The following is a 23,634-nucleotide window of genomic DNA, read 5'->3' as shown; positions in this document are numbered from 1 at the left end:
TGAAGTTTCTTCGTTATTTTAAATTCACTAGACAAATAGTTAAATGATATATTGGTATTTATACAATGAGGTGCGGGTGGCGGGTTTGTAGGGAGCATTTAAAGGATCATTTAAAATATGCGAATTAAATTACTTTAAATTTAATTATGATATGTTGAAGATGGTGGATTATGAGTAGTGAGGGTATTGCGTTATTGATAATGTACATTTTTGTAGTATTTACAGTGATCTTACCATTAGCGCTAACTCCAGTTGACTTCTTGGTGGGTTATATTAATATCGTTAATGTTAGGGTCTTCGCTGGTAAGTACCTCGAGGTAATGATCGGTATGACGCTACTTTTAGCATTAGGTGCTTTTTTAATTTATTGGTATAGTTCATCATTGGTGAGAGCCCTCATGCGTGATATAATCAGGATTTACAATTCTCACGGTATTTTCGACATTTTCATTAATAAAAAATTAATACAAGTATACTTATTATTGCTTATACCAGCGGTGATCACTTACCTAATTAGTTCAGGCGTTCTGAGACTAATAAATTATAATTACAGAATCTCCAATAATTTTCTATTAATTAACCCGGTTAATTTAACGTTCATGATAATAGGCATTATTAACCTGGTATTGAGTACGTGGTTAATAGTTAGTATTTCTTATCTGCAGTTGAGGATTGCAACCAAGCACATAATCAGTAGGTTAGGTAGTGCTATTGGTAGTACTGTGGGTATTGTGGCATCTACGGGCACAGCAGCATTTATTAGTTCGGCCTGTGGATTGGGAGTTTGTACGGCACCTGCCTTCAGTATTTCGCCAATGGCGATGGTTATTATGAGCATACTTGACATTAATGCTCTTGAATTAATTCACTATTCATTAATAGTGATACCGCTCCTAACGTTAATAACCTTAGTCTTATTGGTGTTTATTCATAAGAACTTGGTTAAGAGTTTATGATGGTTATGATTGTTAATTTCAGCTCCACTTTTAATAAAGACTTAATGCCTTTACTCTCGCATTCAATTCCATTTATTAATTCAGGAAAGAATTTTCATATAATTGTTAGCAAAGTTTTTAAGTTAATCCATGATACTCATATTGATGGGCGTACTACTATTCATTGATACTCAGACCTTGATTTTAATCATCATAGCTTTTATTGTCCTCGTTATTTGGGGGCCGAGTAAGATTCCCCAGTTGGCCAGGAGCCTTGGTCAGTCCATTAGGGAGTTTAGGCGTGGTGCCGCTGAGAATGAGCCGGAGCCTGAGCTCATTGAGGTTGCCAAGAAGCTTGGTATTGACCCAAGTGGGAAGAGTAGGGATGAGTTGCTTGCGGAGATTAATAAGGCCCTTGGTCAGCAGAGGAATGGGCCTGCAACCACAAAGGCCAGTGTTGATCCCAAGGTTCTTGAGATCGCTGAAAAACTGGGTATTGATACCAGGGGTAAGTCTGAGGAGGATTTGATTAAGGAGATTAATTGGAGGATGAGTAATAAGTGAAATTCAACAAGGGACTCAAAAATGCATGTCTACCTAATCCTCGACGGTCAAACAGGCCTATTGATCTTCCTATTCCTACTAATCCTAATCGCCTGGAAACCAGAGGCACTACCAAGGATTGCCAGGGAGTTGGGTAGGTGGTATAACTGGGCCAGGAGGTCCATGGAGGACTTCATGAGAGAAGTTAATGAGCCTATTAATGAGACAAAGGTATCAATAAACAATGCCACCTTGGATATAAAAAAGACAATAAACGAGGCAATAGACCCAGACCTACTCAGGATAGCCAAGGCCCTTAATATAAATACCCAGGGAAGGTCTAGGCAGGAGGTAATAGATGAAATAATGAAGAAGCTATCAAGTAATGATAAATAAAAGAATTATTGATCTTCCTCACTCATGTTCTTTAGCCTTTCCATTAGTTGTTGTGCCCATTTGTTCGCTATTTCGTTCATTTCCTTGAGTATTTCTTCGTAGTATTGTAGTAGGGCTTGTCCTTCTGGTGTTAGTTTTGCTCCACCCCTTCCCCTACCTCCCTTCCATGCATCAACCAACTTAACGCCAAGCATCTTCTCCATCCTATCAATGTAATTCCAGATGAAGCGGTAAGACATGCCCAATTTACGGGCGGCACCACTTATGGAACCAACCTCATCAATAGCCTTAAGAATCTCATAACCACCAGGACCAATAACATGCCTACCACCAACCTCAACCCAAACCCTAAACCTAACACTCACGCTCATGTCAATCATGGGTAAAATAAATACAGAACTTTATCCTTTTTGAAATAAGCAATGTCCCTAAAATAATCGCTATATCTATTTACTTATCATTTATGTGAAAAAGGAATTTTTACCCAGTATTTAGCTTCATAGGTAATAATGAGTGAAGGTGAGGATAGGCCGCCATTTGATAGGGAGTTGCCTTTTTGGGAGCATGTTCGTGAGCTTGGGGTTAGGCTTAGGAGGGCTTTGTTGGTCTTCGCAATAGTCTTTGTGGCCCTTTGGCTACCCATGCCTAGTGTTCATGGTCACAACATTGCCCAGGTGGCCATTGGCTTCTTCACCATGGAGTATAACCCAATAATAGCCTTTGTGTTCAGGCATTACGTGTTCAACCAAGTCATCTCCTCAGCTAAATCCATAACCTGCTCCAGCAATTACATTGTTGGTAATTCCACACAACCCATAGGCATAATATCGACCACGGTGCTCGGCCCCTTCGTCTTCAGCGTCGAGCTCAGTATGGTCATAGCACTCCTCGTGACAATACCCGTACTAGTCTATGAAGTCTACCAATATGTTAAACCAGCCCTTTACCCCCATGAGTTAAGGGCTGTTAGGACTTATGTCTGGATAGCCATGGTATTATTCTACTTAGGCGCGTTCATTGGTTATTACTTCGTATTCCCAGCCTTCCTAAGGATAAGCCTATTCTGGAGCTGCCTGTTCGGTTTTGTGCACCTACTCACAACAAGTGGTTTTCTGGACACCTTAATAGCGACACTATTCTTCGCGGGCTTCCTCTTTGAAACACCCGTGGCAATGGCCCTACTCACCCGGGTGGGCTTTATAACACCCGATGCACTCTCAAGGAATAGGCCCTACATTTACTTCGGGGTCCTCGTAGCCATATCCATAATAAACCCAGACCCAACACTGGTGAGCACACTACTATGGTTCATAATGTTCATAGCACTATTCGAGGCGGGGTACGTATGGAGTAAGGTAATATATAGGAACATGCCTAAGGTGTAGTCCGGGCCTATCCTTGCCGTTATCTATTAACATGGTATGACATGTTCATGAGACACTATAGATATTATCACGGAATGATATTTTAAGCCCTGGTATTAATTAGTTAATGAGTAATGGAGTACCAAAAATGGCTTGCCCAGGCACTTAGGGACCTGCGCACGGCGGAGAATTCCCTTAATTCTGGCGATTATTATGCCTGCGCATTTTGGGCGCAACAGGCCGTTGAAAAGGCACTAAAGGCTTTGCTTATTTCGAGGGGTAAGGTGGTCAAGGGCCATGATTTGGTGGAGCTCGGCTACATAATTAGGGATGAGCTTCGTATCGATGTATCACGAATAATGGATTACCTTAGGGAGTTGACTATGCATTACACGGTCTCCAGGTACACTGATGCGGCTAATGGGCTACCATACGAAGTATATACTGAGGGTAAGGCTAGGAATGCCCTTGAGATGGCTAGGGAGGTGGTTGAATGGGTAAGGCAAAATCTGCAGTAGGGAGTCAAGTCGTCCTGCTTAGGAGGGCTTGGGAATTCGTGAGGAGGGCGAGGTCTAGGATTAGTATTTCCGAGGTTTACGTAGTTGGTTCCAGGGCTAGGGGTGATTACACGGACATGAGCGACATTGACCTAGTGATTATTAGTGATGACGTGAGGGGTATGAATCAGTTGGAGAGGAGGTTGTTGCTTAAGGAATTCATTGAGCCCAGGATTGAATTCTTCATATACACCACTGAGGAGTGGAATGGTGAAGTGACGGCCTGGATAAGGCAGATGAGGCATGAAGCAGTTAGGCTCGTCGACCTAATGAGGACCTACGGCATAAACCCGGAGCAGTGATTTCACCTACCCAACTTAACCACACAAGACTTAATAAATCCGCGGAATTAATGATTAATAATAATGAGCATACCGCAGACATTAATCGAAGCCGTATAGTGTTATAATGCTTTTTGTGGGTTTTGATTATTTTTAGTCGCTTTCTTCTATTACTATTACCTTGACTTTTCTTCCGTGGAGTTTTGATAGTTTTTCTTGGTATTCCTTGGGTGGATATATTAGGTATTTGCCCGCTGTCCTGACTACCTTACCCTCGAATACGTATATTGCGACCAAGATACTCTACCCACAGTAATAGAGTACAAATACTTATAAATCTGTACTCGTTAATTTAACTTAGTGAGCCCGATGGGGGTGTTTATCCGCCGCGCGTGGCGGATGCCCGAGGGGAGGTACTACAAGGCGTTGAGGGCTGAGGTTGAAGTTGCCGAAGGAAGTATTAATGACTTGCTGTGGGATTTAGCCATTCATAGGCATGCACTACAAAAGGTGATTGACGCCCTGTGGGACTTGGATGAACTACCAAGGAGGAGCCAACTCCATCAAATGTTTTACCTAATGCTGAGGAAGTACGGCTTTAGGGCTCATGTCACTAGGAACATCTACCAATACGCACTGGCTCTGGTTAAATCAGCCAGAAGCAATGGTGGTGGTAAGCCAAGGGTTAGAAGGCTATCAGCTAGGTTCGACTATCAGGATGCCAGGGCGGAGATGGATAAAGGAACCGTAAAGATAATTCTGAGAGATAAATGGTATGTGCTGAAGCTCAAACACGGAAGAGAATATATTGGAAAGTTTAAGGGATTGAGGTGGAAGGAGGTTCACGTAAAGTACGAGAATAGGAAGCTCTACGTTAGCGTAGTGTTTGAATTAAGGTATCAGCCATATACACCTAAAGGATTCGTAGCCATAGATGTAAACCTTAGGAACATTACAACATTCAATGGCTCTGAGGTTAGGAGGTTCGGGACTAGGTTCATCGAGGCTTTGAGTAAGAGGGCTAGGGCTGAGGAGCTTCAGAGGAAGTACCCAAGGAGGTGGAAATTCAATAGGAGGATTCTGAATAGGGTTAGGGCACTGCATGGGAGTGCTAGGAACATCATTAATGACTTCTGCTGGAAGGTGGCGAAGGAAATAGTCCTAAAGGCGCTGAGGCTTAGGCATGCGATTGTCCTGGAGGATTTAGAGCTTTGAGGGATTCGATTAATAAGAAAGATGGTGGCGTTAGGTGGAAGCTAACGCTATTCGCCTATAGGAGACTTCAACATGCAGTCATAGCCAAGGCCGTTGAGTACAATGTGCCGGTGGTATTCGTGGATCCCAGGGACACGTCTAACGTCTGCCCAATGTGCGGGGCGAGACTTAACTACATTCACAGACTAGCATACTGCCTAAGATGCGGATTCATAGGCGATAGAGACGTAGTTGGCGCAACAAACATTTGGCTAAGGGCACTGCACGCGTATGTGGGAGGTGCTCGGGTCACCCCTAAACGCCCCCGCAATGAACAATGAAACCCGAGGGAACGGGGAAATAAAACATGAGGGGATGAAGAAAAACATTCAAACCTGAACCCCTCAGAAAAAGGGGATTAGACCTTGACTACAATAATAGATGTACTAGCCGCAAAGCTCAACCTAGACCCCTCAGACACCGCTAAGGCTCATGCCGAGTTGGCCTTGGCCATGTTTAATGAGGGCTTGGGTTTCGTTGATAAGGGTGATGTGGTTCAGGCCAGTGGGAGGCTTTATAAGGCTGTGGAGGAGGCCATCAAGGCATTAGCCATTGCCAAGAACCTCGATGAGGCGAGGGAAGCCCTGGAAAGGGGCAGATGGACCGTGAGCCTACTCGATGATGCGGCTTCGAAACTAGGCGATGTGGCGGAGAGGGCATGGGCTGAGGCCTACTTCTTACACGTTAACGGGTTCCACGAGGTTAGGATCAAGATTGATGAGGTTGAGAGGAGGGTTAAGTACATAAGGCCGTTGATTGATGAGGTTAGGGAGGTAATTGGAGTTAAGTAGGTGTTTAGGTGTGAGTTAAAAGAAAGTGAGAAGAAGGAAATTAATGAGTAATGGGTTTTAATGAGAGATTGATAGGACTCATCGCTTTACCCACCGACTGTTACGTATATCTGGAACTTAATTCCGTACGCCTCGTATTGCCCGTCAACATCGTAAACTCTGACAATGTAGGTGCCTGGGCTGAATGTTGTTGGTGCGTATAACTTAACAATGGCAGACTGGCCCAGTGGTACCACGAGGGCGAAGCCGTCGGAGTGCACTAAATGCCCTGGCAGGTCGTACTCGTTTATAATGTCGTATTGGGGTATGTGACCTAAGTATGTTGAGTTCCATTCATAAGCTATGGTACCATTTGGGTAAAGTACCTGTACGAGTACTATGAATCCACCGTATGTGTCCGGACCCGCCACCCTAGTGATGTGTAGTATTAATGTACCATTCTCAAGTAATTGAGTACCAGCCAGTGAGTAGGCAGGCGTCTTTGAGTAGTTGGTTAGGTGGGTGAATCCCTGAAAGTTTATTTGGTATAGACCCATCGTTACTCCAGTGGCGATTATGAAGCCCAACAGTGCAAGTGCAGTTGTCCTATCCATACTCATCACCTCACCATAGTGGTACGTACACACTCCATATCCTTAAGCCCCTTGGATACTTCTTAGCCAGGTACTGATCAATTGATAACCACCTACTACCTGTAAACATGAACATCAACGCGGCAGCACCCTCAACAGCCGCGATCTGCCACTCATCAACACACGTTGGCCCCAACCAACCACCAGCAGCCCCAATGCTCCAGGCTAGTATGGTTATTACGAGCCCGGAGAGCCTCGTCATGAAGCCAAGAATCATTAATAAGCCAAATATCCCCTCGACAGCCGTGAAGAAGAGTAGGAATATGTAAAGCAGGTGCGGATGTAGCAATACCCACTCAAGCTGCCCAACAACAGGTTGCCACGCATGTGGCAAGAACGTTATCAACTTACCACCAACATACGCAGTGGATGATGGGTTAAGCTTTGCAGGCACATTAACAGTTCTCCTCAGGAACGCAGAGAAGTACATCCAACCCAACGTAACCCTCAGTATAGGCAAGAACCTCTCAACACTAGATACCTCCACAGTCTTTTCCATATATTTGACTATTTCTGTCATATTTATCGAGAATACCGCAAAGATATTGTTCTATTAAGGATTAGTTTCTAGATACTGAGAAAAATGAAAATATACATTGTATAAGATATCATGAAAAACCATGAGTATTTAAACAAATTTATTACTATATTAATGCATGTTTTTCCATAAATCATAAATTATTAACTTATCGAAAAGTTACACTTTCTGCTCTAGATTCCAGCATTCACTTTTGCATGTTTTCTACGTTTGTAGTGTCATTTTTTTGACAATAAAGGTTAAAAATAGTACATTTATGTTATTTTCTAGGTGATTTAATATGAGTATTTACTACCTAGATAATTACCACATACTAATACTTCAGGCACTCCTTCTTCATCTCATTAAGGGTAAGGTAAGGCGTTGTAGCAGGAATTTGGATTCTCTTTACTATGTTTCGATGAGTACGGGTATGAGTATAGCTACGGCATATAGGAAGGCTCTTGACCTGATGAATCTTGGCTTGATAGAGCGGGTTAGTAAGGGTCATTACGTAATAACCACTAAGGGCGTGTTACTACTTGCAATGATGTACCTAAGTAATGGGGGTTCCATAAATAAGGATGTCTTTGAGTTGGCCATTGATAAGTTGAGGGAAGATTGGGACCTTGAGGAATTTGATCGTAATGAGGTAATTAGTTACTTAAAATTACTATATAAAGGATTTAGTAAGTTGGGTCTCTCGCCATTAAACGTCAATGTTAATTTGCTTGGTAAGTCTGTTTATTACGTATTACCTGACGGCATTAATAACGGTAGGATCTCCCTAATTCACTCAATAGCTGATTACCTGGGTGTGAGTGTCGATGAGGTGAGACAAGCCGAGAGGGTAATCGCCAAGGCACTACTTGATTACCTACCAAGTGTCCGTTTAAGGGATGGTTGCAGGGCAGTGGTTGTATTGGCTGGGGACCAGTCGATTAGGGCCTCGCCGGTAATACTCGCCATTAAATGTAGGATTAGGGGCTATTCGCTTAATAGTGACTGCCCTGTAGCCTTATCATTAATTCATAAGGCATTTAACGAGTAAGAATCTTAGCATACTCCCAAAACACTTTAATACTAAATCATGATTTAAAATTATTAATAATGATGCCTCATTTATTAGTTAGGGAAGATTCGCTAGATTCAATTCATATACTTATTCTTGAAACTCTCATCGTCTCGATGTTTCAATTAGCCTTAATGCAAAAAGGTATCAATACATTGTCATTAACGTACTTATCCAAGGTAACTGGGTTAAGCATAGCGTCAATTTATAGAAAGATGTTAGAACTTCTATCAATGGGTTTTGTTGAGAAGGTTAATAAGGGGCAGTACGTGGTTACGGCTAGAGGCGCCCTTCTGCTATCGGTCGCTTATTTAACTGGCGCTATCAAAATTAACGAAGTCGCTTTTAAGTATGCAATTATGAAATTGAAAGAAGATTGGGAATTAGAGGATTTCAGTGACGATGAAGTTAAGGAATACATCTCATTGTTAATTAAGGGATTGATTAGGCTGGGTAGGAAGATTGAGGATTTCTGCGCCAGCAACTTAAGTAGGACTGCCCTAGTTCTGCTCCCTGACAATCTAAGGATAGGCACGAAGTCCCTAGACCAAGTAATTGCGGAGACCTTAAACGTACCCCTGGAGCTCGTTAGGAAAGCCGAGAGGGTAATCGCCAAGGCACTACTTGAATTACTACCAGTGGTTACCCTAAATGACGGGTGTAAGGCCGCATTACTAATAGAGGAGAGTGCGGGAAAGCCTGTCGTAAGGCCGGTAGCCATTAAGTGCAGGATCAATGGTTACGCATTACGTTTAAACTGCCCAGTGCTCACGTCCATAATGAACAAGGGCAATTTACTCAAAATTTTTCACTTATATGAAAATAAGTAATTCTTAAGCACGGGCATAACTACGGCTGTTTATATCAAGTGAGAAAGCACCGTTTATATCCAACACGTAACTAGGCATTACCTGATGTCATCACCTTGGCCGGTTAGCTGGACAGGCTGGGGTCCATACATGCCGCCTGGTTATCACTTGATATGGGGTTGGAGAATTGCGGCTGCGGTTTTCCTAACGGCGCTCGGTAGCATGACAATGTTGCTAGCCGCTGTTTATAATGTTAGGGGTAAGGTTAGTAGGATGGTTAAGATAAATATGACGGCTGGTTGGATATTTATATTGGGTGCCTTGGCCTTCTTCGTAATAGATCTTGGAAGGCCGGATAGGGCTGGTAACATAATTTTCATTGGCTATCCAAATGGTAGACTTGCTCAGTCCTGGATGGATTGGGGTGTGTTGTTCCTAAGTGGTATGGTTATTTGGGGCATAATATACCTGGCAATAACCTACATACCATCACTGGCGAGGGCTGTGCTGGGTAAGTATATTAGGCCCACGCAGATAGTCCTTGACTACTTAATAATGCTCACGGGTATAGCGGCTACGGTATACACAGCATTCCTATTCGCAGCAGCTGGTGGCAAGTCCTACTGGTGGAATGGCGTACTGCCCCTGCTATGGCTATCATCAGGCCTTGCCTATGGCTCCGCATTTTCACTGCTGGTTACCAGATTCTTCGAGAAGTCTGTAACAACGGCAGTACCTGTGAAGGCTGATGGAGGCACAAGTGAATTAGCTCATGTACTGCATGAATTAAGTTGGCTGGACCTACTTGCGGAGATTTTTGAAGGATTTGGTTGGGCGTTATTCATAGCCGTGGCCATGGCGAATCACTACCTAGCTGGGCTGGATCTCTACGAGCTTTTATTCGGCGCATATGCACCGATGTTTTGGGGTGTGGTTATTTCCATAGGTATAGCAATACCATTATTACTTGAAATAGCACTATTGAGGGTTAATCCGTTAAACCGCACTGCGGCCGTAATGATAGCAATAATATTTGTTGCAGTTATAGTTGGTGGTTATACGCTGAGGTATGTAGTCATAGCCACGGCCTATTTCCATACACCAATAACACCATTCTATAACACACAACCACAATGGGGTCCATGGTGGGGGTGATGGGCATGGAAACCACCACAAAGCTTACCCATGAGGAGACTAAGAAGGGCCTATTAATAACAAGAAGGGATTTCCTAAAGATCGCCGGTGTAACGGCTGCAGCAGTGGCATTCCTAGGTACTGTGGGTAGGGAAGCATTTGTTTTTGGTCAGATATTTAAGGAGAGTAAGTTGGCTCCTGAGGAGGTAACGAGCGACGTTGTTGCGTTCACGACATGCTACGGATGCCTAGGTAGATGCAATGTTGAGGTTGTAATAAGTGGAACGACTAAACTACCTAGGTTCATAACGGGTTCAATATTCACTAGGAACCAGGGTGCCACCTGTGATATAGGCGCAACAACTATGCTCCACTACCTAAGCCCAGCAAGGCTAAGGTCGCCATTGCTTAGGGTACCCACTAGCGAGAGGTGTGAGGGTAACTTCGTGGAAATTACATACGATGATCTGCTAGACATACTTGCAAATGGAGATAATTCATCTTATTTACAGGAAAGAGGCTGGAAATATGGGTTCCTAGGTCTTAAGCAAATTAGGGAGTGCTGCCCATATAAGTTCGTATACTTCACAGGTAGGGATCAATACAATCCAACCGAGAACACGTGGTTTGCTGCGATGTTCGGTACACCGAACCAAGCAGCTCACGGTGGTTTCTGTGCAACGGCCGTGGCGTCAGGTGGTTCTTATGCCATGGGTGGCACCTGGTGGGAGTACGGTGGTTGGGACAGCAATTACACGAAGTTATTGATTATCGCTGGTATGACGCAGGATCATTTTCCAACAATAACGAGACGTGAGGTTATGAAGGTGATAACCAATGGTGGTGAGATAATATGGATGTCGCCGGAGAGAATCGGCAACTTCGCCCAAGTTGCCAATGAGTGGATACCCGTGATACCCGGTACTGATGGCATGGTGATTTGGTCAGTAATACATGAACTATTTGAAATGAGGGAGCAGGGTATACACTCAATGGATGAGGATTACTTAAAGTGGTATACAAACGCGCCCTGGCTTGTCATAACAAATCCAGACGGTTCGATAATACCACCACAAGCATCTAATGTTGGGCTTTTCGCTAGGATGAAGAATAAGAATGGTGATTGGGTACCAATAATTATGGGTAGCGATGGTAATATTTACCCATTTACTGACATACCGTGGCAAAACGGTGTTGAACCCGTCCTTGAGTGGCAGGGATCAATAACAATACCAATCGCTCCTGATAGTGACCAGACAGTAACTCTAAATGTTAGAACTGTCTTCAGTATACTAAAGGAAATTGCGCTGCAAGATCAATGGAGTCCAGAGAATGTTGAGGCGACCTGGAAAACACCACCAGCTTACAAAATTAGGGAGCTTGCTCAGAAGATAGTTAATTTGCTCAATAATGGTAGGGTCGTTATACAAGCCAAGTGGACTGACTACCTAGGTAGGCAGCATGATTATTTCATAGGCACACCATTCTCAGCATACATAATGAGAGGCATTTCGGCACATAGTAATGGCTTTGTCACAGCAAGAGCCTTTGCCCTTCTATTCGCCTTAGTTGGGGCGATAGATACACCTGGTGGATTTACATATAAGCCGCCAGCACCGTGGCCAGTACCTGACGGCGATTACTGGCCAGCATATATTACGCCAGCTGATCCAAGGATGAATATTACACAGGACGATTACAACTCTAATCCAAGCCTATACACTGGACCCAATGGCGAGCAACTTATAGGTGTAGTTGGTGGTACGATGATTCAGGAGAGAATACTTAACGATGGTACTGTTCAGGTATTAAGTGTTGAGAAGGTTCCATATTCAAAGGCTTTGCAAATAACGACAAAGCCTATAGTATATACGCCGGATAATATGGTAATTGATGAAAATGGTCATCCATTGCTCATAGAGAGGGGCTTTAGTTGGGAGTTTCCATTATCTGTTCATAGGGTTTATACCGCTGTTAATATTGATGCTGGGCTTGAGTGGCCGTACAGAGTAGAGTTTCTGCTATGGCATATAACCAATGAGTATTGGGATAATGCCTACGATATTGATAAGGACCTAGGCCTGCTCACTATGAAGGATACTGATGGTAGGTATAGGATACCCTTCGTGGCTCAGGTTGATACGTTCTATGGCGGTTCAGTGCCCTGTGTAGACTTAGTTATACCTGACACCACATTCTTTGAGAGATATGGTGAGCACAGTCTACTAGATAGGCCAGTGTCATCGGTGCACGGTCCTGCGGACAATATCGAGTGGCCTATACTACCGCCGCTCTTTAAGGAAGTTAGGCCGTGGAGTGATGGTGAGATTTTACTCGGTGAGAAGCTTCAGTTACCTGGCTTCGTTACAAATACTGGAGAACCAATGTATCCTAATCTAATGTATGATTGGTTGTGGAAGTGGCAGTTTGCTCCAGGTATTGGTGTGCTTTACATGGCTAGGGGTGCGGATGGAGCATCATGTTGTAAGGGAGATCCTAACCCGAATCAGATTAAGATGTACGTTTATCCAGGCTTCATAAATGCAGCCGCATACTCAAATAGTAATACGTACCCAGCTCCACAGCAGATACCAGTTACCAATGGTGTTTATCCGCTAGGTGTTTCACCAGGTACTCAGACAGTTGGACATGCCTTCGCCTACTACGAATTACCACTTGAGATTAGGTATTACAGGCACGTGAACCAAGGCTATCTGGAGTGGGCTGCAAGCGTTAGTATGATGCCATACGCAAAGCCAGTGATTATACCGATATACTCAGAGATAATAATGAAGTTCATACTGGCAGCCTACGGCCTGTGGAAGGGCATGAACGCATACTTCTACTACATGTACCAGAAGACTGGCGACCAGTCGTATCTACAGCTGGCCCAGAAGAACGCATCGCCACCAAGTGATTGGTGGGGCAGCCATGTGGCCCAAATAATTAAGCAGTTCTACCACCCAATAGCCGTATGGTACGAACCACTGGACTGGATAGCACCAGATGGTTCACCACCAAGTGAGTACCCACTGGCCACGATTAATAGGAAGACTACGCCGTGGTTCTACCACACGTGGGAGAATCACCACCCATGGCTTAGGCAGATTATACCATATTCGGTGATTTGGATGAATCCACAAACTGCGGCTCAGTATGGTATTAAGGATGGTGATTGGGTTGAATTAACCAGTAGAGGCGGCGAGATAGCTAGAGGCCAGGTTAAGTTAACGGAAGCTGTGGCACCAGGTGTTGTTGGTTATTGGAAGTCAAGGAATGCCAGAGCCGGTATGATGGCATTACCGCCTAATGCCCTGGAGGTTACTAAGGGCTTTATGTTTAATGACATATACGTATACACAAGGGCTCAAAGCCAGGGTGGTGTACCTAACTCAGACTATACAGTACAGGGTTTAATAAATGCGGTACAAAGCGGACAATATCCAACACTTCAATTCGACATATTTAGTGGCAAGACTGCTTGGGGTGATTTAAGGGTTAAGGTAGTTAGGATAGCTAATGACCAGCCATACTCAGCATGGGGTAATGCAGATCCAATAGTTAAGACACCACCGAAACTAATCGTTGGTAGTGAGGCTTGGAACATAAATGTCTTCAACTATAATGCCTACAAGACGCCGCAGGAGATGGGATTATCCTGGTATGAACAGAACACTCAATGGCTTCAATTCCAAGAAACCATTAGGCACTCAATGGGCTACTCATTCTCCAACGCCACAATGCCACCACCTAATTCAAATCCAGGTACGGATCCAAAGAGTAAGAAGAACGGGCAGGGGTGACCTGAATGGTCCAGCTAGCCATACTCACAGACCTGAGTAAGTGCTTTGGATGCAACGCATGTATGCTGGCCTGCAAGGAGTGGCACTCCAGTGGGTGTTATGGGCCAATGACAGATCTGAAGCCATGGGGTCCAGAACCCGGTAAGGCGCCATGGTCGGTATTCTTCATGAGGGTACTGCATGTGGAGGTTGGTGAGTTCCCAAACACTAAGACATTTAGTGTACCAATTAGCTGTTTCCAATGTAAGAATCCAGCATGTGTCACAGTATGTCCAACCGGGGCCATATATAAGAGGAGAGAGGATGGTGTGGTCGTTATTAACTACGAGGTGTGCATTGGCTGCAGGTACTGTGAGAATGCATGTCCATATGGCAACATAATATTTGACCCAGTGGAGGGCGTTAGTAAGAAGTGTGTCATGGCCATTGATAGAGTTTACGATGAGTCATTACCGCTTTACGAGAGAGTACCACCCTGCGTTAGGAATTGTCCGGCCGGTGCTAGGGTATTTGGTGACATGGATGATCCCAATAGCATAGTCTACAGGACAGCTATGAGAAAGGGCGCAGTACCAATGGGTCCTGAGTACGGCACAGACCCACCCAGTCTTTATGTAATGCCCGGTGTACAGACTAACGAATCGACAAGGATAGTAACCGGAGAAGAACCTGAGGAATTTGCCCTAAGAACTGGCGCGGCTGATTTACCGACATTATTACAGAAGCTGAAGGGCGTTAAACCAACTGGTGGTCACTGTGGTGGTGGAGTGGGTAATGCTAAGGGTCAAGGCACGTGATTAATATGGAGAACTTAGATCCACAGGCTTTAAAATCACTTGCCTTTTCCCGTTCTATTATTTATGACTTCCTAGCCTCATCCTACATATACCCGTATAGGCTTAATGATTTTGAGAAGTTGATTAAATCGAGGATTAGTAGGGTTAGGGGTGTCGCCAAGGTCCTGGCAAGGCTTTACTCATCAATGAATGACCTAATTAAGTTACTTGATATTGCTAAAGGTATTAATGACTACAACGCATTAACACCAATACAAGTGGATTTTACAAGGATTGACTATGGCGCAATACCATACGAGGGATACACCCACACGGGTTATCTTGATATGAATACCGAGATATCGCTTAAAAGAATTTACGCGGATTATAACCTTATCGTGAATAAGGACTTTAGGGATTTAAGGGGTGATCACATTGCCGTTGAGTTCGCCTTCATGAGTTTCCTAGCTTATGAGGAGTATGATGACTGGAGTAATGCCATTAAGTATGTTGAGGAAGAGGATTACTTCCTAAATAATCACCTAATTAATTGGGTCTCGATATTCGTAAGTACATCACTTAAGCTTGTGAAGACTGATTACCTTAAACTTCTGCTCAATTTTACGAGGGATTTCGTGGCTCAGGACAAGGAGGTCATTAAGGCTATGAGGGATGCCTATGGTGGTAAGTGAGGAGGGCAGGTTATTAATACTTGAGGATCCAAATGACGAGGAATTGAGTAGGGCTAGAGAGCATGATGGCCCAGTAATAATAGTGCTCAGGAAATTGAACAGTGTTGATATTCAGGGTAAGCATCCAATGAGCATTTATATACTTAAGTCGCCAAGCGAAGAGGAGCTTGAGACGTTGAAGGCTCAGTTAATGGCTAGGAGAACGAGCATGAGGAAGGTTGCCATCGAGGGTCCCATCAGTAGGAGGGAGCTACTGATGGGTAGGGTTGCCAAGGTTATCGAGAAGAACGTACCCACATACCTCGAGAGTGCATGTAGGGCTAGGTTTGGCTGTAGTGAATGCGTTAATGCATGCCCAGTAAACGCTATATCCATAGTCAACAATAAAGTCACCATTAATGAGAGCACATGCATTGAGTGTGGGTTGTGCGTGTCAAAATGCCCAACAGGTGCCCTGGCAATGGTGGGCGCTGACGATAATGAGTACGTAGCCCTACTTAATAAGTTAAATACCGTGAAGAGTATTAAGAAAGTAACATTCACATGCCCATTAAACACCAGGGAACCTAGGAACGGCGAGTACATCTATAAAGTGCCATGTGTTAATGCAGTTGGACCTGAATGGGTGGCAATGGCGCTTGTCAAGTCCCTTGAGGTAAGTATTGAGTGCCCTGATAAGTCATGTAAGTTGGGTGGTGCTGACTATGTCAAGGACTTAGTCAATGCGTTTATGGAATTGTTCAAGCTCAGCGCCGCTGAGAATGGTGCGTTATCAGTGGATGGTAACAAGGCACCAAGTGAGGAAATTATTTACATGGGCATTAGACGTAATGACTATGTTAAGGCATTAACAAGACTTAGATCAAAGGCTACAGGCGTTACCAATGAATTACTGAAGATATTTAGTGTGCATGTTGATGATGTCAAGTGCTCATTCTGTGGTGTATGCTTCGCTAAATGCCCCGAGAGGGCATTCGATGTTGATAGGGCTGGTAATAAGACCGTGCTCAAATTCAACAACCTCAAGTGCATTGGGTGTGGTTATTGCTCAAGGCTATGCCCAGAGAAGGCAATAGCAGTTGATAGGGCTAAGGAATTTCCGACAAGTGGTAGCGCAGATATTGTTTATGACAAGGTGATTACATGCAAGGTATGTGGTAAGCCATTTGATACCAGGAGGCACATAATGGCTACGAAGGTTAGACTTGGCATTAAGGGTGACCCTGAATGGTTGTATCTATGCCCAGACTGTAGGAGATACTATACGGCTAAGAAGATGCTTGAGAACGCATCGGGTATGAAGGGGGTTAGGAGCTATGTCTAGTGAATTAATCACTACTCATTAAAATCCCAGGTAAAGACTCATGGTGGAATTAACACAGTTTCAGTGGTTAGCCATACTAGGGCTTATGCATAGTAGTGGTTCATGCTTTAATTACCAGTGATTAACGTTTTTCCTAAATTAATTAGTATTTAGTAATTAGGTAAGAATTTGTAAGAGATTACGAAAAACAGAGTTAAATGAGACCGTGGGTACGTAGTTGATGAACAATCAAACAATAGGACTAATAATACTGGTGGTAATACTCGCAGTGGGACTAATATACGTGGGTTACCTATACTCAACCACGGCGTCAGTAGCCAGTAAGTACATGGCACTTCAAAGCCAATACCAGCAGTTGCAGAGTAAGTATCAGACCCTGGAGAGTGAGTACTCAGGCTTAATGACGAACTATACAAATCTTGAGAATCAGTACATGAGCCTACAAGGCCAGTACCAATCACTGGAGAGTATGTCTAACTCAAGTATAGGTATGATGCAGCCGGAGTTAATACCGGTCGGTGAAGCTACGGTGATGGTGAATGCAACACAAGGAGCTACCGTTAGGCTTGGCAACATAATAGCCGTAATTAGGCCGGGCACGTACGTGGAAACACCAGGTGGGCAGGTGCTCAATACGTATCAATTCTCAATAATCGACTACATGATTGAGAACATTGGGCTAACGCCCATGGAGATGAACATGGGAGGCTCACCACCAATATATGCCTTTGCCTATGCCGTTAATGGGCAAGTATCACCGGGATACACATTTGTTAACCAGGAGGGTAAGCCGCAGGCAATAATAACTGTCGTTAGGATGCCGAGCACATGGACCACCTGGACATGGCTTGGGTTCACCGAGGAGTCAAACGGCACATTGATCGGTGGCCGTTATGCATTCCCGGATAATTGGGTGTATGTTAGCTCTGGCATATTCGTGAACTACCAATTCGTCAAGCCAGTGCCCTGGGTGTTCGTATACACCGGAATGCCTGCAATGCCAATGACCGTTTACGCCTCCGAGACCACGCCAAACAGTACTGAGATAACCACCATGGAGACGGAGTTAGCGCCGGTTAGTATAGGTACGGTAACCGTGAATGCAACACAAGGAAGCGCAGTTGCCGTGGGTAATCTACTAGCCATAATACCACCTGGTACCTACGTAAAGACTTCAAGCGGACAAATACTCAACACATATAACTTCAGTCTAGTGTACCAAGCGGTTTATAACCCAACTTACCTAAATGAGAGTAACACAATATACTGGCCAATATTCTCCTACGCCTTTGCGGTAAATAACCAAATAAGCCCAGGTTATACCTTTGTAAATGCCTCAGGCTCACCAACCCCAGTGGTAACCATCGCCTTCCTACCACCCCAAGCATTCTACAACCCAAGTAGCATGACGGCGCCGACTAAGGTAACAGCGTCATGGACGTGGTTAGGCTACGCAGAATTACCCGATGGAACACTACTCGGCGGTAATTACGCCTTTGCAGATCCATGGCTAGTGGGTAACGATTACATAGTTAATGTGGTATTCGTTAAGCCAGTTCCGTGGATATTTGTAGCTCCAGTGCATGGTTTTATGAATTTAACGAGTACAACTATGCCATCAACAGGTCAGTCATCAAGTTACTCATCAGGTTATCCATAGTAATTGCCATAATGCATTGTATTTAGTATAAAATTAAAATACCCATTATCCTATTTTTATCCCTCAATTTAAATTAAACGCTCTATCCTTGATGATTTGGTACGACTGAATTAGGATGCTATTTCACGGCATTAGTTAAGTTATATGGGACTATTGCAGTGTTATTACAATTTAGTTTCCAATTTATTATTAATGCCCATAACTATGATGCGCAGATGCCTTTTAATTAATTAATCTTAAGCGACGTCGATGCTTAAAACTTATAAATCATTGTCAGGTAATGCTACGTATCTAATGGTTGAGTATGAGAAGGATCTAAGGAAAATACTTATTTGGTTGCTCGGTGGCTCACGTGGAGGTTTAATGAGACTAAAGATCCTGCTAATACTTAAGAAAAAACCAATGAACCCTAATCAATTGGCTAAGGCATTAAACGTAAACTATAGAACAATAATGTACCATCTTGAGCTCCTTGAGAGATATGAACTTGTTAGTAGGTTAGATATTGGTTATGGTGCACCATACTTCATTAGTGATAAACTTGAAAAGAAGTGGGACCTTATTAGGGAAGTTATGAGGATAATGGGCATTAACGAAAAGGAGGAAATAGAGGGAGGTGATGAACCATAACCCACTACCTATGGTATGTGGATATTGGAGTCGCAATTGTGCAAACAATAATTGTGATATTAATACTTAGGAATTACCTAAATATTGGATTTACCAGAATTGGCAAGATACTGCTCTCAGTATCAATAATATTACTGGTTGAAAGCATATTAATGATCACGATATACTACATGTGGCTAAGCTGGGGTCTTGGGATGGTGGTTGCTGCACCAACGCTACTAATCGCATCCCTAAATCTGGTCGTGATATCACTATTGTATGCCATATCAAGACTTTGACCAAACCTTACAAACCCCACTAAGTATGGCTATACACACTATTCTTTAAATCATGTTTTAATGCCCCTCAGGGTTTCTATTGCGTTTGACGGATTAGAGTTATAATTGCCCAATATTAAGAACTACGTTAAAGCAAGAATACTGGAGACGCTACTTGGGTTAATTACTATCCATGGACTTCCTAAGTAAAGGTCTTGTTAGGAACGCAATACCAATGCATTATTATGGACAAGCATGGTCATTGATCCGCAATGAATCGACCCCGACATGATGAATAGGTACTTATGTAAAAGGGAGCGCGGCCTATGACGTAATTAAGCCAGTGAGCCGGCGTTATTAAGAACATGGATAATGACTAAGCTCTAAGGAGCAATGAATTGAAAATTGCTTTATCTGAGTTAAGATCCAGTTGGGATGGCTTAGGGTTTGATCGTGCTGGATAGATAGAGCAAGGATAAAACTAGTCTTACCCACTCTACGTATCTAAATCGATCTCTCCGCAGTACTCGTTATAGAGATTAACTAAATTCATGTCTTGGCTAGTGATTTAACGATGTTTACCATGTTCCTGGCCTTCGCGGGATCTATCTGACCCTCCTCATCCTTTAGGTATGTCCCGACTATGAAGCCGTGAGTATCCCTATAATCATTAATGTTGTTCGGGTTGATGCCGCTACCTACGAGTATCTTCGTGCCTACTGCCTTTACCACGCGCCTAACAAGCAATGGGTCGGGAGGTTCACCGGTCCTTGGCCCGGTGACCACAAGTGCATCTGCTAGCGACCTCTCAATGCAGTCCTTGGCAATATCCTCAATAGTCATTCTGTGCAAGGGGCTTGCATGTTTAACGAATATGTCCGCCAGTACGGTTATCTTTGTGTTTAACCTCGTCATTACCTCAAGCACCTCCCTAGCTACTGGCTCAATAATTCCCTCGGTGCTAACTACGGCCTCACAGTAGGCATTTGACCTAATGAAGGATGCGCCTGTAACTGCGGCTATTGCGGCTGCCTCAGGCCCTGAGTTCCTGAGAAGGTTTATCCCCACGGGTATCGTTGCTGTCTTGATTACCTCCCTCGCTATTATAGCCATGGATGCTATGGTCTCCGGCTCCCTAACCCTGGCCCTAAATGGGTAATCATTGTAGTTCTCGAGGATCACGGCATCAAAACCAGCCTCATCAAGAGTCCTGGCATTCCTCACGGCAAAATCCACTATTGTACTAACGTCAAGACCACCATACCTGATTGCTCCAGGCAATGGTGGTAAGTGCACAACCCCTATTAATGTTGGTCGATCATCTCGGAATCTCAGTGCTGACATTAATTGATGGCTTAACTTAGGAATTAAATAATGTTACCACTCAAGGCCCTCCACACCAACCACGCCCTTATTAAAATAGTGCTTCTCGGCTTCCATAACCGTTATAAGGTCGGCAAGCTCCATGAACTCCCTGGGCGCATCCCTACCTGTTAACACAACATTAACCTCGGGAGACAACGACTTAATGCCGTCAATTACTTCCCTAGTTGTTAAATAACCATTGGTCACTGCATTATTGACCTCATCAAGGATAAGTAGAAATGGCTTAATCTCCATAGCCCTGGATAAGGCCGTCTTAAGTACATCCCTAGGTGTCAGGTGTTGGTCTGGGTCTAATGAGAAGACATCGACATAACCACTGAGAAATTTCTTAATTGCAAGGTACTCACCAACGTACTCGCCCCTATATATTAATGTCTTCATTAGGTGGGCAATTATCACCCTGTATCCATGACCAACGGCCCTAAGCACGAGGCCAAGGGCTGCCGTCGTCTTTCCCTTCCCATCACCAGTGTAAAGGAGGACCAAGCCCACATTATACTGCCACCGACCTCCCTTAATTTGCATTACCAGGTAGTTAATGCCCAAGAACCATCAGCATAAAGGTACATATTTCATGCCTTGGGTCATTGCGTTAATTCGGCGTCCTTAGTAAACACTTGTAGAATGTTGATTGGTTATGCTTAAAAATACGCAAGATAGTGAGTCCCTTGCTATGGTTGGTGCGTATTTAGGTGCATTAATAACGCTCGGTACTATTGCAGTGATAACCGCCATAGGCATTTCCGCATCCAAGGATAACCTGTATGCGGCTATTTATCTCGCGATAACGACCGGCCTCGTTGGTGCAATATACGGTCTATTTGGTATAACCTATGGTTTTGTTTTAATATACCTGGTGTTTGTTGGTGCCACAATAACTATAACCATAGTCCTCGCGGCAACGTATAGGCGTATTGAGTACAGGGGTGGTGTTAGTAAGTCCTGGGTGGTGCCGATGCTATTATTCATAGTAGCTGTGATAACAGCGTCACTGTGGACTGAGTACAGGGTTTCACCATTAACAACACAGTCATTAACGGGGTTTGCATCAATGAATAACTTATTACTAATGGTATTACTATCATCATTACTCATGGCAATAATGCTTGGCCTGATAATGTATTATCATGAGGTGAATAAGCAATGGAAGTGAACTCGGCTATTATCTACGGATTCGCCTCAATAATATTAATGATTGGCTACTACAGCGCATTGAGGGCTAATGACCTAATTAGGGTGTTAATATCACTGGAGCTCATGTTTAACGCAATATTCCTGGCCCTAATACCATTGTTTGCAGTGAATCCTGTCGTTGCCTTCGGAATACTTATTGTCACTATATTGGCTTCGTCCACGGAGTTCATGACACTAATAATAGCCATAATGTCCATGGATAGGATCAGGAAGTCCGTTAGGGTTGAGGAAGTTAAGGCTGGTGGTGAGCAGTATGTTGAGCCAAAGAGTAATACCTAAATATGGTCCTTGGGGTGATGCATGATGATCATCCCCTACACATACATTCTCCTTGTCTCGGCAATAATAAACGTAGTTGGCACAGTACCCACACTACTCAGTGATAGTTCCAAGAGGTATTCCTGGATAGCACCGTTAATTTCAATGTTAATCCTCCTGATGACCCCGGGCATTCACTTATTGGCTTATGTGGCTTTCCTTGTGGTTATTGGGATACTTGGAATGATTACACTAATGAGGTTAAACTCGTCAATAAGGGGTGTTGATTACATGCTTATCTCCATAATGATACTCGCCACAGCACTAGCCCTATACACAAGCGACCTAGCACTGGTCCTACTATCACTAATGCTTATCTCAGCACCAACATACTTACTCATACTAATGGGTGATCCCAGTGTCAGTATTGAGGTTGGTATCAAGTACGTTGTTAACATGATAATAGCCACAGTGCTCTTCTTCGTAGGCGCGATAATAATCAGCTCAGGACCATCGCTAATAACCTACATAATAGGCTTCTCCCTATTACTCCTCGGCTTATCCCTTGAGGTTGGCGCAGCTCCAATGCATGAATGGGTCCCAGATGTATTCACCGCGGGCAACCCGATACCGGTCTCTATAATAGCCTCGATAGCCAAGATAGCTCCGTTCATTGTTGCCATAAAGATAACGCTAACAACAATGGGACTATATGGAATACCGACCTACTACCTGGCCTACATGGCTGGCGCCTTCGCCACGATATCAATGTTCCTGGGCAACATAGGTGCATTAACGAGTAGAGAGAGCCCCAGGGTTCTTGCTTACTCATCAATAGCCAACATGGGTTATGTGATGGCCGCCTTCGCAGCGGCTATAATGGGTGCGCAACAACTTGCTCTGGTTGGTTTATTACTGCAGTTATTCATGAATGCTGTAGGTAAGATGGGATTCTTTAATACCATATTCTCGAAGGGTAATAATGCAGTTAGTACCTGGTTAATATCCCTAGCCTTTATTGGAACACCACCACTCCTTGGTTTCTGGTCAAAGTTATACATAATAATCGCCCTGGTTTATGGAAACCTCACTTGGCTTGCGGTGCTCCTCGTGATAAACTCTGTGATTTCAGTGCCTTACTACGTTAGGCTAGCTAGAGAATTAGGGACTGGGTGGCGGGGTGGCTTGGCCGAGGGATTAATGCTGGCCTTCACAATAATAGTTCTGTCAACAACAATACCACCAACATGGCTAATACACCCAATAATGAACTTAGTTAGCCACCTAGTGCTTACTCTCTAACGAAATCTCAAAATAATGAGCTTAATTTTAAACTATTATTTAATTAAAGAGGCAAGGGATTTTTAAT

Annotated in this window: 28 protein-coding genes; 22 read left to right on the top strand and 6 right to left on the bottom strand. The window is 43.8% G+C overall.

Translation table 11 applies throughout. From position 1 onward, the window contains the following. Positions 1-170: 170 nt before the first annotated feature. The 3 genes from Vsou_RS10950 to Vsou_RS10940 all read left to right on the top strand — a co-directional run bounded on the left by Vsou_RS10950 (position 171) and on the right by Vsou_RS10940 (position 1,874). Positions 171-956 carry a hypothetical protein gene (locus Vsou_RS10950; RefSeq protein ID WP_188604193.1) on the top strand — a complete coding sequence of 262 codons (786 nt, stop codon included), beginning with the start codon at positions 171-173 and terminating at the stop codon, positions 954-956. A gap of 144 nt (positions 957-1,100) precedes the next feature. After that, the gene (locus Vsou_RS10945; RefSeq protein WP_229709962.1) at positions 1,101-1,499 is read left to right on the top strand and encodes a Sec-independent protein translocase subunit TatA/TatB; all 399 of its coding nucleotides are present in this window, start codon (positions 1,101-1,103) and stop codon (positions 1,497-1,499) included. A 21-nt stretch (positions 1,500-1,520) separates the two neighbouring features. Further along, a complete protein-coding gene (locus Vsou_RS10940; protein WP_264890728.1) occupies positions 1,521-1,874 on the top strand; it encodes a twin-arginine translocase TatA/TatE family subunit in 354 nt (117 codons plus the stop codon). A 5-nt stretch (positions 1,875-1,879) separates the two neighbouring features. Here Vsou_RS10940 and Vsou_RS10935 read toward each other — a convergent pair whose 3' ends face one another. Beyond that, positions 1,880-2,254, bottom strand: a complete 375-nt coding sequence (locus Vsou_RS10935; RefSeq protein ID WP_188604277.1) for a winged helix-turn-helix domain-containing protein — start codon at positions 2,252-2,254, stop codon at positions 1,880-1,882. A gap of 129 nt (positions 2,255-2,383) precedes the next feature. Between Vsou_RS10935 and tatC the strand changes: the two genes are divergently transcribed. The 3 genes from tatC (at position 2,384) to Vsou_RS10920 (ending at position 4,097) form a co-directional block, all read left to right on the top strand. Continuing rightward, entirely contained in the window at positions 2,384-3,259 is an 876-nt protein-coding gene (tatC, locus tag Vsou_RS10930; RefSeq protein ID WP_188604276.1) for a twin-arginine translocase subunit TatC, read from the top strand. Positions 3,260-3,372: 113 nt separating this feature from the next. Next, a complete protein-coding gene (locus tag Vsou_RS10925; RefSeq protein WP_188604275.1) occupies positions 3,373-3,756 on the top strand; it encodes a HEPN domain-containing protein in 384 nt (127 codons plus the stop codon). Then, the gene (locus Vsou_RS10920) at positions 3,732-4,097 is read left to right on the top strand and encodes a nucleotidyltransferase domain-containing protein (protein ID WP_188604274.1); all 366 of its coding nucleotides are present in this window, start codon (positions 3,732-3,734) and stop codon (positions 4,095-4,097) included. Before Vsou_RS10925 ends, Vsou_RS10920 begins: the two co-directional genes overlap by 25 nt. Before the next feature lie 132 nt (positions 4,098-4,229). On the opposite strand, the gene Vsou_RS10915 is transcribed toward Vsou_RS10920, so the two are convergent. After that, positions 4,230-4,373, bottom strand: a complete 144-nt coding sequence (locus Vsou_RS10915) for a hypothetical protein (RefSeq protein ID WP_188604273.1) — start codon at positions 4,371-4,373, stop codon at positions 4,230-4,232. A 102-nt stretch (positions 4,374-4,475) separates the two neighbouring features. Between Vsou_RS10915 and Vsou_RS10910 the strand changes: the two genes are divergently transcribed. The 3 genes from Vsou_RS10910 (at position 4,476) to Vsou_RS10900 (ending at position 6,121) form a co-directional block, all read left to right on the top strand. Continuing rightward, on the top strand, positions 4,476-5,291 hold the full coding sequence (locus Vsou_RS10910; protein ID WP_264890727.1) for a hypothetical protein: 816 nt from the start codon (positions 4,476-4,478) through the stop codon (positions 5,289-5,291). Then, positions 5,288-5,611, top strand: a complete 324-nt coding sequence (locus tag Vsou_RS10905) for a transposase (RefSeq protein WP_264890708.1) — start codon at positions 5,288-5,290, stop codon at positions 5,609-5,611. The genes Vsou_RS10910 and Vsou_RS10905 overlap by 4 nt, the downstream gene beginning before the upstream one ends. A gap of 84 nt (positions 5,612-5,695) precedes the next feature. Beyond that, on the top strand, positions 5,696-6,121 hold the full coding sequence (locus Vsou_RS10900; RefSeq protein ID WP_308419836.1) for a PaREP1 family protein: 426 nt from the start codon (positions 5,696-5,698) through the stop codon (positions 6,119-6,121). 86 nt (positions 6,122-6,207) lie between these two features. On the opposite strand, the gene Vsou_RS10895 is transcribed toward Vsou_RS10900, so the two are convergent. Further along, positions 6,208-6,714, bottom strand: coding sequence for a TQO small subunit DoxA domain-containing protein (locus tag Vsou_RS10895; protein WP_188604222.1), 507 nt, complete (start codon positions 6,712-6,714; stop codon positions 6,208-6,210). A 10-nt stretch (positions 6,715-6,724) separates the two neighbouring features. Further along, positions 6,725-7,273, bottom strand: a complete 549-nt coding sequence (locus tag Vsou_RS10890; protein ID WP_188604223.1) for a TQO small subunit DoxD — start codon at positions 7,271-7,273, stop codon at positions 6,725-6,727. Between the two features lie 298 nt (positions 7,274-7,571). Between Vsou_RS10890 and Vsou_RS10885 the strand changes: the two genes are divergently transcribed. The 10 genes from Vsou_RS10885 to Vsou_RS10840 all read left to right on the top strand — a co-directional run bounded on the left by Vsou_RS10885 (position 7,572) and on the right by Vsou_RS10840 (position 19,448). Beyond that, positions 7,572-8,321 (top strand): hypothetical protein, encoded by a 750-nt coding sequence (locus Vsou_RS10885; protein WP_054844530.1) that lies wholly within the window; start codon positions 7,572-7,574, stop codon positions 8,319-8,321. A gap of 176 nt (positions 8,322-8,497) precedes the next feature. After that, entirely contained in the window at positions 8,498-9,172 is a 675-nt protein-coding gene (locus Vsou_RS10880; protein ID WP_054844531.1) for an IclR family transcriptional regulator, read from the top strand. An 84-nt stretch (positions 9,173-9,256) separates the two neighbouring features. Beyond that, positions 9,257-10,306: an NrfD/PsrC family molybdoenzyme membrane anchor subunit gene (nrfD, locus tag Vsou_RS10875; protein ID WP_188604224.1), complete on the top strand. Its 1,050-nt coding sequence runs from the start codon at positions 9,257-9,259 to the stop codon at positions 10,304-10,306. Then, positions 10,306-14,088, top strand: a complete 3,783-nt coding sequence (locus tag Vsou_RS10870; protein ID WP_188604225.1) for a molybdopterin dinucleotide binding domain-containing protein — start codon at positions 10,306-10,308, stop codon at positions 14,086-14,088. The genes nrfD and Vsou_RS10870 overlap by 1 nt, the downstream gene beginning before the upstream one ends. A gap of 5 nt (positions 14,089-14,093) precedes the next feature. Next, the gene (locus tag Vsou_RS10865) at positions 14,094-14,885 is read left to right on the top strand and encodes a 4Fe-4S dicluster domain-containing protein (protein ID WP_188604226.1); all 792 of its coding nucleotides are present in this window, start codon (positions 14,094-14,096) and stop codon (positions 14,883-14,885) included. A 5-nt stretch (positions 14,886-14,890) separates the two neighbouring features. Then, the gene (locus Vsou_RS10860; RefSeq protein ID WP_188604227.1) at positions 14,891-15,556 is read left to right on the top strand and encodes a TorD/DmsD family molecular chaperone; all 666 of its coding nucleotides are present in this window, start codon (positions 14,891-14,893) and stop codon (positions 15,554-15,556) included. Beyond that, positions 15,543-16,880 (top strand): 4Fe-4S dicluster domain-containing protein, encoded by a 1,338-nt coding sequence (locus Vsou_RS10855; RefSeq protein WP_188604241.1) that lies wholly within the window; start codon positions 15,543-15,545, stop codon positions 16,878-16,880. Before Vsou_RS10860 ends, Vsou_RS10855 begins: the two co-directional genes overlap by 14 nt. A 220-nt stretch (positions 16,881-17,100) precedes the next feature. Beyond that, positions 17,101-18,540, top strand: coding sequence for a hypothetical protein (locus Vsou_RS10850; protein ID WP_188604228.1), 1,440 nt, complete (start codon positions 17,101-17,103; stop codon positions 18,538-18,540). A gap of 294 nt (positions 18,541-18,834) precedes the next feature. After that, positions 18,835-19,170, top strand: a complete 336-nt coding sequence (locus tag Vsou_RS10845) for an ArsR family transcriptional regulator (protein WP_229709969.1) — start codon at positions 18,835-18,837, stop codon at positions 19,168-19,170. A 38-nt stretch (positions 19,171-19,208) separates the two neighbouring features. Then, complete coding sequence (locus Vsou_RS10840; protein WP_229709970.1) at positions 19,209-19,448, top strand: hypothetical protein; 240 nt, start codon at positions 19,209-19,211, stop codon at positions 19,446-19,448. A 528-nt stretch (positions 19,449-19,976) separates the two neighbouring features. On the opposite strand, the gene Vsou_RS10835 is transcribed toward Vsou_RS10840, so the two are convergent. Further along, positions 19,977-20,771 (bottom strand): BtpA/SgcQ family protein, encoded by a 795-nt coding sequence (locus tag Vsou_RS10835; RefSeq protein WP_188604229.1) that lies wholly within the window; start codon positions 20,769-20,771, stop codon positions 19,977-19,979. Between the two features lie 33 nt (positions 20,772-20,804). Further along, on the bottom strand, positions 20,805-21,305 hold the full coding sequence (locus Vsou_RS10830) for a cob(I)yrinic acid a,c-diamide adenosyltransferase (protein WP_054844553.1): 501 nt from the start codon (positions 21,303-21,305) through the stop codon (positions 20,805-20,807). 181 nt (positions 21,306-21,486) lie between these two features. Here Vsou_RS10830 and Vsou_RS10825 point away from each other — a divergent pair, with 181 nt between their 5' ends. The 3 genes from Vsou_RS10825 to Vsou_RS10815 are packed head-to-tail and all read left to right on the top strand — an operon-like array spanning position 21,487 to position 23,567. Continuing rightward, positions 21,487-21,966 carry a hypothetical protein gene (locus Vsou_RS10825; protein WP_054844537.1) on the top strand — a complete coding sequence of 160 codons (480 nt, stop codon included), beginning with the start codon at positions 21,487-21,489 and terminating at the stop codon, positions 21,964-21,966. Continuing rightward, positions 21,957-22,286: an NADH-quinone oxidoreductase subunit K gene (locus Vsou_RS10820; RefSeq protein ID WP_054844538.1), complete on the top strand. Its 330-nt coding sequence runs from the start codon at positions 21,957-21,959 to the stop codon at positions 22,284-22,286. Before Vsou_RS10825 ends, Vsou_RS10820 begins: the two co-directional genes overlap by 10 nt. A gap of 24 nt (positions 22,287-22,310) precedes the next feature. Next, positions 22,311-23,567 carry a proton-conducting transporter transmembrane domain-containing protein gene (locus Vsou_RS10815; protein ID WP_188604230.1) on the top strand — a complete coding sequence of 419 codons (1,257 nt, stop codon included), beginning with the start codon at positions 22,311-22,313 and terminating at the stop codon, positions 23,565-23,567. Positions 23,568-23,634 lie beyond the last annotated feature (67 nt).

The organism is Vulcanisaeta souniana JCM 11219, from assembly GCF_026000775.1.
GTDB lineage: Archaea > Thermoproteota > Thermoprotei > Thermoproteales > Thermocladiaceae > Vulcanisaeta > Vulcanisaeta souniana.
The sequence above is the reverse complement of the archived record's forward strand: the minus strand, read 5'-3'. Positions and strand labels throughout refer to the sequence as shown.